The following is a 6,831-nucleotide window of genomic DNA, read 5'->3' on the forward strand; positions in this document are numbered from 1 at the left end:
CTGCCTTTGATTCGTCCGTTGCTCGCTAAAATTTACCATTGGCAGGTTTCCCGGCGACTAAGGCTCAGTGGGCGGCTCTGATTTAACCCAAACACTATAGTTTTCTTTAGGTTAGCGTAATGCCTCCTTCATAGATAATTATCATAAACATTAAGGGGCATCGCAACGATTCCTCAAATTTTGGGTCATAGTCCTTAAGGAATCAGTTAGCCAAGATTTAGCTCTACCGTGAATTCAGCCAAATTAACTTTCTTAGCGCCTGATTTAGATTTTCTGCAGGTCAAAATAACAATAAGAAGCGAAGAGTATTTAGATGAAGAGTATTTTAGTAACCGGCGCCACCGGTCAAATCGGTGTGGAGTTGACGCAGGCATTGCGTAATGGATATGGCGCTGCTTATGTGACCGCTGCCGGGCATACTAGCCAGCCACCTGGGGATTTGACACAGACGGGCCGCTATTTTCACTTTGATATCCGCGATGCCTCAGCACTTAATCAAATCGTTGAAAGCTATCATTGCAATACGATTTTTCATCTAGCCTCATTACTTTCCGCTGTGGCCGAAGCCCAACCACTTGAGGCTTGGGATACTAATATGAACGGCCTGATCAATGTACTCGAAACCGCAAGAACACACAGTTGCGCCGTATTTTTTCCAAGTTCCATCGGTGCGTTCGGCCCCGAAACAACAGGTTTCAATACACCACAGGATACTATTCAGCGGCCTAAGTCTTTGTACGGCATAACCAAGGTGTCTGGGGAATTGCTTTGCGACTATTATTTTCATCGTTATGGTGTCGATACGCGCGGTTTACGGTATCCGGGACTGATCTCCAACAAAGCCTTGCCGGGCGGGGGGACGACGGATTATGCGGTCGATATTTTTTATGCGGCGGTCAAAAATCGTCATTATGATTGCTTTCTTCGTGCCGATACTCAACTGGACATGATGTATATGCCGGACGCGGTTAACGCCGCCATCACACTTATGGAAGCGGATAGTGCAAGATTGAAACATCGAAACGCATTCAATATCACAGCCATGAGTTTTACGCCCGAGCAACTTGCAGCGGAAATACAAAAACACCTACCCGATTTTAAAATCAGTTATCGAATTGACCCAGTCCGTCAGGCGATTGCCGACTCCTGGCCCCGGCATATGGATGATAGCGCCGCCCGCGCTGAATGGGGCTGGGAGGCGAAGTATGATAAGGCCACAATGGTCAAGGATATGCTGGAACAAGTCACCGTCAAGTTGAACTAAAAATTGAGATAGCCACTTATGTCGCTTAATAAAGTAGAACAATTATTCAATGCCAAATTGATTAGCCTGGAAGAACAAGGCATGCGTAAAGGCAACGAGAAAACCGTCATCGGGGTCAAACCTGCTGAAAACGGCTTTGGCATCCGCTATAAGCTTGAAGGCTACGGAGATAGGGCTTTCTTACGAATGAATTCAAATTCTTACCTAGGATTGTCATTGCATCCTCTAGTGATAAGAGCTGAAGCCGAAGCAGTTGAAAAATATGGCACCGGCCCCGGAGCGGTGCGGTTCATCAGCGGAACTTACCAACCGCATAAAGACCTGGAAAAGCGGCTTGCCGAGTTCCACGGACGCGAATCGGCCATGCTATTCAGTGCCGCCTATGCGACGATGATGGGCGTTCTGCCCCAATTTATATCAGAAGATACCCTCGTTGTTAGTGATGCGCTTAACCATAGTTGTATCATTAACGCTATCCGTTTATCCCTTCCGGCCAAGAAAGAAGTTTATGCCCATGCAAATATCGATGCGCTGGATAAGATTCTTGCAACCAATAGAGGGCAGTTCAAACGGGTATGTGTCGTAACGGATGGCATTTTCAGTATGCGCGGCGATCATGCCCAGATAGACAAGATTAATGCCTGCTGTAAGCAACATGAAGCAGGCTATGAAGAAGGGATTATCAGCATAGTCGACGATTCTCATGGCGTAGGCGCTTTTGGCCGGAGCGGGCGCGGTACCGAAGAAGTGACAGGCGGAAAAGCGGACATCCTGATTGCTACTTTGGGTAAGTCGCTTGGCGTTAATGGCGGTTATGTGGTCGCCAGCCCGGTGGTGATAAATTACTTGCGTGAAACTTCTCCGTTTTATATTTACTCGAATCCTATTACACCTGCTGAAGCCGCCGCCTCTTTAGGTGCATTGAGCATTTTGGATAGCCATGAAGGGTTGCGGCTACTTGAAAAACTGAGGTGTTTTAGTACTTTGCTAAGAGCTGGGCTGGAACGCTTAGGTTATGAAACCTTGCCGGGCGAACACCCTATCGTGCCGATTTTTGTCAGGGACACCAATAAAACATCAGCCTTGGTCGCCCATTTGTTTACCCATAATATTCTGGTAACCGGATTGAATTATCCCGTTGTACCCAAAGGCGAACAGGAAATCAGGTTGCAGATTTCCGCCGACCATACTGAACAGGATTTAAAATTTTTGCTCGCCAAACTGGCTGATTTTAAGGGTTAGGACGTTTATGAGTTATTGGATCATAAGATTTTCTGTTAGCGTAAAGCTATGTTAAAGCAAACTCTTCTCTATCAGCTTCATCTTGAACTTGGCGCTAAAATGGTCGCATTTGGCGGTTACCACATGCCGATATATTATCCTGGAGGGATTATTCACGAACACCTGCATTGTAGGAGTAAGGCTGGTTTTTTCGACATATCGCATATGGGGCAATGCCTGATTTCAGGTGATGAGGCCGCTAATGAACTGGAACGACTAACTCCTAGCGATATTATTGGGCTAAAACGCGGGCAACAAAAATATACCGTATTGACAAACGAGGAAGGCGGCATCATTGACGACATCATCATTACCCGTACCCATTTCGGGTTGATGGTTGTGGTCAATGCCAGTTGTAAAGACAAGGATTTTCACTACTTAGCTAGCCAGTTATCTAATCGCTGTCATTTTGTTGAGTTCACTGATCAGGCACTATTTGCTTTACAGGGGCCAATAGCGGCAACAATCATCAGAAAATTCTCCGTAAGCGACGCCGATTTGGCATTTATGACTGCCCATGAAACTGAGCTGGAAGGTATCAAATGCATTATCAGCCGATGTGGTTATACTGGCGAAGACGGTTTTGAAATTTCCGTTGCTAACGACCACGCTGAAGCACTAGCTCGCTTACTCTTAGCGGAAAAAGATGTTATTCCAATAGGCTTGGGGGCGAGGGACACCTTAAGATTGGAAGCGGGTCTGTGCCTTTATGGCCATGAACTCAACGAAACCATCACTCCGGTAGAAGCAGGTTTATCATGGATTATTAAAAAAGGCCACAGCGGTTTCCCCGGCGCTGACACCATTATCCGACAATTACAGCAAGGCCCTGAAAAAATACGGGTCGGCCTGATTGTCGATAGTAAACAGCCGATACGTGAGGGCAGTACTGTATTTAACGACAATGACGAGATTATAGGCCACGTCACCAGTGGCAGTTTCGCCCCAAGTCTTGGCAAGCCTGTTGCGATGGCGCTGCTAGAACGGCATTATTCCGGCCTAGGCATCCGTTTATACGCAAAAGTACGGGATCATCAAGTTGCGGCCACCATTACCCGATTACCCTTCATTCCTCATCGCTACCATAGATAACTCATGCCCACTACACGCACTAGCTTGAACCAGTTGGAAATGCGCGGTCATTTTATGCACCGTCACATTGGCCCAAATAAGCAACAAATGCAAGAAATGCTAACCGAACTGGGCTTGACCGACCTGGAAGAAATTATTGAAAAAGCCCTTCCCGACGACATAATTAACCATGAGCCGCTTAAGTTAACGGAAACGATTAGCGAAAGTGCCGTCATCAAACACATGCATAAAGCGCGCGAACGCAATAAAGTCTTTACCTCGATGATCGGCATGGGTTATCACGGCACCATTATGCCTGCTGTCATCAAGCGCAATGTCCTGGAAAATCCGGGCTGGTATACCGCTTATACGCCGTACCAAGCGGAAGTCAGCCAAGGACGACTGGAAGCCTTGTTAAACTTCCAGCAAATGATTATCGACCTGTGCGGCATGGAACTCGCTAATGCATCCTTGCTTGATGAAGCTACAGCTGCGGCGGAAGCCATGGCTATGTCCAGGCGCTTATCCAAAAGCACTGCCAACGCGATAGTTGTCGACCAGGATTGCCACCCGCAAACCATTGCTGTTGTTCTTACCCGCTCCTATTCCTTAGGCTATGAAGTCATCATAGCCGATCCATATAACGACTTGGAACAACATGATTTTTTTGCGGTCTTGGTACAGTATCCCGGCTCTAAAGGCGAAATCAGGGATCTGAGCGAAATCGCAGTAATCGCACATCAAAAGTCAGCGTTACTGACCGTTGCGGCTGATCTCCTAAGCCTAGTTTTGCTCAAGCCGCCGGGAGCATTCGGAGCTGATATAGCCGTCGGTAGCGCACAGCGCTTTGGTGTTCCCATGGGATACGGTGGGCCACATGCTGCATTTTTTGCGACACGGGATGAATTTAAGCGTTCCGTTCCAGGGCGGATTATCGGTGTGTCAAAAGACATTCATGGCCAAATTGCCTACCGTATGGCGCTGCAAACCCGCGAACAACATATCCGCCGTGATAAAGCTACGAGCAATATTTGCACATCCCAAGTTCTCCTAGCGGTCATCGCCGGATTCTATGGGATATACCACGGTGCTGAAGGCTTACGGTTGATAGCTGGCAGGGTGCATCGTTATGCCCAAATTCTGGCGACAGGTATTTCACAGTTAGGCTTTGAAGTCGTTAGCCGGTGTTATTTCGATACCATTATCGTTAAAGTCCCGAACCGTGCGAAACGTTTCGCGGCACAAGCGGCAGAAGCCAATATCAATCTACGCATTATTGATAATGACCATCTCGGCATTTCTTTAGATGAGACGACAACGCGAAAAAATCTGCGGGAATTGTGGCAGGTATTCGTTACACCTGCGTCAGAATTTCCTGACATCAATCGACTTAATGAAGTCATAGAAGAATGTGTACCTGATGGCTTATTGCGTACCGATAACATCCTGCAGCACCCTGTTTTCGAACGCTACCACTCCGAAACGGAAATGATGCGCTATATGCGAAGGTTAGCCCGGCGCGATATTGCGCTAGACCGCGCTATGATACCGTTAGGATCCTGCACCATGAAGCTCAATGCAGCGACGGAAATGCAATCGATTTCTTATCATGAGTTTAATGGCTTGCATCCTTTCGCACCTCTCTATCAAACCCACGGCTATCAGCAGATGTTTGCCGAATTGGAAGATATGTTATGCGATTTGACTGGCTTTGACGCTTTCTCGCTACAACCAAATGCCGGATCACAAGGTGAATACACCGGCTTATTGGTCATCCGCAAATATCATGAAGTCAACGGCCAGTCGCAGCGTAAAATCTGCCTGATTCCGGCTTCCGCGCACGGTACTAACCCTGCCAGCGCGGTCATGGCGGGGCTTAAAGTCGTAGTCGTCGCTTGTGATGCTTGTGGCAATATTAGCCTGGACGATTTGCGTACTAAAGTCGCCGAACATCACGATACGCTAGCGGCATTGATGATTACTTATCCTTCCACGCACGGCGTGTTTGAACTAACTTTCAGGGAAATCTGCAATATCATTCATCAGCACGGCGGCCAAGTATATCTGGATGGCGCTAATTTTAATGCGTTGGTAGGACTAAGCCGACCCGGCAAAATCGGTGCTGATGTCGCCCACCTTAATATGCATAAAACATTCTGTATCCCGCATGGCGGTGGCGGCCCCGGTGTTGGTCCGATTGGTGTAGGGGCGCATTTAGCGCCGTTCCTGCCGGATCATCCCGTGGTGGAAGGCGTGAATCCGGCTAAAGGCAAGCATGGCACCATCGGCACAGTATCCGCCGCGCCTTGGGGTTCTGCCAGTATCTACACTATTTCTTGGGCTTATATTGCGATGATGGGCGCAGCCGGCCTAAAACGGGCGACATTGACTGCGATATTAAACGCTAACTATATCGCCAAACGCTTGGCATCCCATTACCCTATTTTATACACTGGCAAAAACGGCTGGGTTGCCCATGAGTGCATTATTGATTGCCGTGAATTCAAGAAGACCTGTAACATCACCGTGGAAGACATCGCCAAGCGCCTGATTGATTTCGGTTTCCATGCCCCCACCGTGGCCTTTCCCGTACCTGACACCCTGATGATCGAACCCACCGAAAGCGAGGATAAAGTAGAAATCGACCGTTTTTGCGATGCTTTAATTGCTATCCGCCAGGAAATCTCTGCCATTGAAAATGGCAGCGCCGATCCCGAAAATAACGTGCTGCACAATGCACCGCATACTCACCGCTTATTGTTTGAAGAATGGAGGTTTCCCTATTCCAAGCAGCAGGCCTTTTTTCCTAACAACAATCAGCATGACGATAAGTACTGGCCACCGGTTGGACGTATCGATAACGTTTATGGTGACCGTCATGTGGTTTGCACTTGCCCTCCCTTGGAGGATTACGGGTTATAAAATCAGCTAATTTCGATAGATACAATAAATCTACCATGACCTCGCAACTGTTTTACTGCCATCATTAGTTGTGTATTGTTAATTTTTTAGGCAACAAGTTCGGGACATTAAATAAGCGAAAATAATTGATACTTTTCGCTTGTTCAGCACTCAAACGTCAATGAGTATGGCTGTAAGGTCAAAAATGGGGGAACTATGATATACAAAGTCGAAGGCGACATCCTATTGAGCAAGGCACAAGCGATTGTTCATGCAGTTGGGATAAACGACCCTATGAATAAAGGCTTGGCATT

At 47.5% G+C, this 6,831-nt stretch carries 4 protein-coding genes; all 4 read left to right on the forward strand.

The window, feature by feature from the left end; all coding sequences use genetic code 11:
- The first annotated feature begins 313 nt into the window (after nt 1-313).
- The 4 genes from ABL924_RS17185 to gcvP are packed head-to-tail and all read left to right on the forward strand — an operon-like array spanning nt 314 to nt 6,538.
- Complete coding sequence (locus ABL924_RS17185; protein ID WP_349028324.1) at nt 314-1,264, forward strand: NAD-dependent epimerase/dehydratase family protein; 951 nt, start codon at nt 314-316, stop codon at nt 1,262-1,264.
- A gap of 18 nt (nt 1,265-1,282) precedes the next feature.
- Nucleotides 1,283-2,506 carry an aminotransferase class I/II-fold pyridoxal phosphate-dependent enzyme gene (locus ABL924_RS17190; RefSeq protein ID WP_349028325.1) on the forward strand — a complete coding sequence of 408 codons (1,224 nt, stop codon included), beginning with the start codon at nt 1,283-1,285 and terminating at the stop codon, nt 2,504-2,506.
- Between the two features lie 48 nt (nt 2,507-2,554).
- Nucleotides 2,555-3,637 (forward strand): glycine cleavage system aminomethyltransferase GcvT, encoded by a 1,083-nt coding sequence (gene gcvT / locus ABL924_RS17195; RefSeq protein ID WP_349028326.1) that lies wholly within the window; start codon nt 2,555-2,557, stop codon nt 3,635-3,637.
- Nucleotides 3,638-3,640: 3 nt separating this feature from the next.
- Nucleotides 3,641-6,538, forward strand: a complete 2,898-nt coding sequence (gcvP, locus tag ABL924_RS17200) for an aminomethyl-transferring glycine dehydrogenase (protein WP_349028327.1) — start codon at nt 3,641-3,643, stop codon at nt 6,536-6,538.
- Nucleotides 6,539-6,831 lie beyond the last annotated feature (293 nt).

The sequence above is a fragment of the Methyloglobulus sp. genome, assembly GCF_040079455.1.
Lineage (GTDB): Bacteria > Pseudomonadota > Gammaproteobacteria > Methylococcales > Methylomonadaceae > Methyloglobulus.

What these genes read in the sequence shown, in the direction of transcription:
- ABL924_RS17185 (WP_349028324.1), top strand. Translation starts at nt 314, where the DNA reads ATGAAGAGTATTTTAGTAACCGGCGCCACCGGTCAAATCGGTGTGGAG.
- gcvP (WP_349028327.1), top strand. Translation starts at nt 3,641, where the DNA reads ATGCCCACTACACGCACTAGCTTGAACCAGTTGGAAATGCGCGGTCAT.
- gcvT (WP_349028326.1), top strand. Translation starts at nt 2,555, where the DNA reads ATGTTAAAGCAAACTCTTCTCTATCAGCTTCATCTTGAACTTGGCGCT.
- ABL924_RS17190 (WP_349028325.1), top strand. Translation starts at nt 1,283, where the DNA reads ATGTCGCTTAATAAAGTAGAACAATTATTCAATGCCAAATTGATTAGC.